Annotated in this window: 2 protein-coding genes and 1 pseudogene; all 3 read right to left on the bottom strand. The window is 53.7% G+C overall.

Annotation, left to right across the window (positions count from 1 at the left end):
- A pseudogene (locus Q0140_RS11530) lies at window positions 1-124 on the bottom strand (thiazole synthase); the annotation flags it as partial.
- Window positions 109-249, bottom strand: coding sequence for a hypothetical protein (locus Q0140_RS11525; protein ID WP_297964728.1), 141 nt, complete (start codon window positions 247-249; stop codon window positions 109-111). The gene Q0140_RS11525 and the pseudogene Q0140_RS11530, both read right to left, overlap by 16 nt.
- Before the next feature lie 402 nt (window positions 250-651).
- Complete coding sequence (gene thiF, locus Q0140_RS11520) at window positions 652-1,446, bottom strand: sulfur carrier protein ThiS adenylyltransferase ThiF (RefSeq protein ID WP_297964726.1); 795 nt, start codon at window positions 1,444-1,446, stop codon at window positions 652-654.
- Window positions 1,447-2,260 lie beyond the last annotated feature (814 nt).

Below are 2,260 nucleotides of genomic sequence, written 5' to 3'. Positions count from 1 at the left end.
GCGTGACGATCTCGCAGCCCGCATGCCGCACGCAGGCGTCGATCATCGCGTGATCAAACTTGCCAGAGCCCATTATAAGGCGCGAGCTAAACTCCCTGCCGCCTAAGATCAGTTTATCGTCCATTCTATCCTCTTTAGTTTAAATTTTCGTTTTGATACGTGGCGCAGATAGCGCGTATCGGCGCGCGCGCACGGCGCATTATACACACGCGAGATTGCGGCGCAGATGTGCGCCTTGCTTCTATCCATCGCTTTACACGCTGCACGACGCTGCGCCCGAGCTTTAAAATTTCTCGTCAAATTTTACGCCACGACACAAAATTTTAAAATTTCACGCGCAGACTGCAGCCCGCTTCGCTGCGCGGAATTTTAAATCCTACGTTCAAAAGCAGCTCGCTCGCGCCGAATAAATTTTAAAATTCTACCTGCCCGCTAGCTAGGCACGGCAAAGGGTTAAAATTTCGTCGTTTAAATTTAGATCTCGCGGCTAAATTTACGCGGCGCGCGGTAAATTTCACGCCGCTTTTAAACGCGCTGTATGCCGCCGAAACGCTCGCTGCTTCTCAAAAATAATAGTGCAAAGCCCGATTTAAGTGGCACGCATAAAAACGCGTAAATTTAGAAATGCGGGCGCGCGATTAGCGGCCAGGCTTAGCCCTCCTCGCCCAAAATCAGTCTAAGCGCGACGTTTGCCTGATGAGCGGCGCAGATCGCCACGCGCGGCGCGAGCAGCCCCACGCCCTGAGCCGCAGCGCTTTTGCGGTCGCCACAGACGAAGACGTTTTTGCCGAGCCGCGTCGTGCGGATCTCGTTGGCGCCGCCGCTACCCGCCATGCCGCTAGCGCAGATCAAAAAGCGATCCGTGCCGCCGAATGCGCCAAAAATCATCGCTTTCGCCGCCGCGTCGTCGAAGCACTCGCAAATTATACGCTCGTTTTTTAAAATTTCGGCTACGTTTTGCGCGGTAAGTCGCTCGTTTAAGGTTCGTACGCGCACGAACGGGTTTATACGCGCGATTTTTTCGCGCAGAGCGGCCGTTTTGGGCTTGTAAAGATCGCCGATCTCGTACTGCTGGCGGTTAAGGTTGGTCGGCTCAACGACGTCGAAGTCGATCAAAAAGAGCTCGCCCACGCCCGCGCGCGCAAGCAGGATCGCGACGTTTGAGCCGAGCCCGCCGAGCCCGCAGATCGCCACGCGCGAGCCTTGCAGCGCCTCGTTTACGGCGGGGGCGTTGCGAGCAAGCATCAGCGCGCGAAGCTCCCGCGGCGCCAGCTCCGCACCGCGCGTGAGCAAAAATAGCTCATCGCCAGCCTTCAGCTCGCAATTCTGCGTGCTCGCATAGCCGTTTATCACGGCGATCTCGCCGCTAAATTTAACCTCGCGCTTAAGCCCTTCAAGATCGCTCGCGACCGTCTCGTAAGCTTTGCCGTTTAATTTTATCTGCATTTTGATCCTAAATTTTATCTTTTTGCCGTCTAAATTTATCGCGCAAATTTAAGCGCGCGGAGCCTTACATCTGCGCGGGCAGAGCGCGCACTGATGCGGTATTGCGGCGCGGTTGCAACAAAGATCTGCGCAGCTACGACGCACTACGCAAACGCTCGCACGAATTACGGCGCAAGCGGACGTACCTGGCGCATCGCACACGATTTTGATCTAAAAATTTCATCCTGCTTTTACGCGTAATGTTTTGGCTTTGCGAATTGCATTCGACCAATACGGCGCCATCGTGGGGGCCTATGTACGAAAACACAGAACAAGCCAAATCCGCTAAATTTAGCGCATTAACCCAACTTATCGGTTAAATTTAAAGTCGAGAAGCGCTAGAGTGATCCGCCGAATTTAAAAGCTGCTAAACGCCCGAACAAATCCGCGCTGCGGCTAAATTTAAAATTTCAAACCCAACCGACGAAAAAGCAGCACGCAGCAGCATACATCGCAGCGTGCACGACGGCAGAAATCTCGGGTAAATTTTAAACCCCGCGCCCAAATCCCACAACTTCGGCATAAATTTTAAAGCCATGCGCTCAAGCTCGCGGTGCCGACGCAATTTACAGCTCCGCGCCCAGTCGCCGCGACCGGCGACGCAAATTAGCGTTCCATTACCGCAATAAAAATTTAAACTCTATCGCCGCGGAGCGAATTTTAAAACTCCTGCGTTCGGCTGCCGCGGCCTAGCTCGCTTTCAAAATTTAAAGCTCGCCGCAGGCGCCAAACCGCCCTGTCCTTCTAATAAATTTGAAAACCCAAACGCCGCTAT

Source organism: uncultured Campylobacter sp. (assembly GCF_938045405.1).
In the GTDB taxonomy this organism is placed as follows: domain Bacteria; phylum Campylobacterota; class Campylobacteria; order Campylobacterales; family Campylobacteraceae; genus Campylobacter_B.
This window is presented reverse-complemented; position numbering and strand designations above follow the sequence as displayed.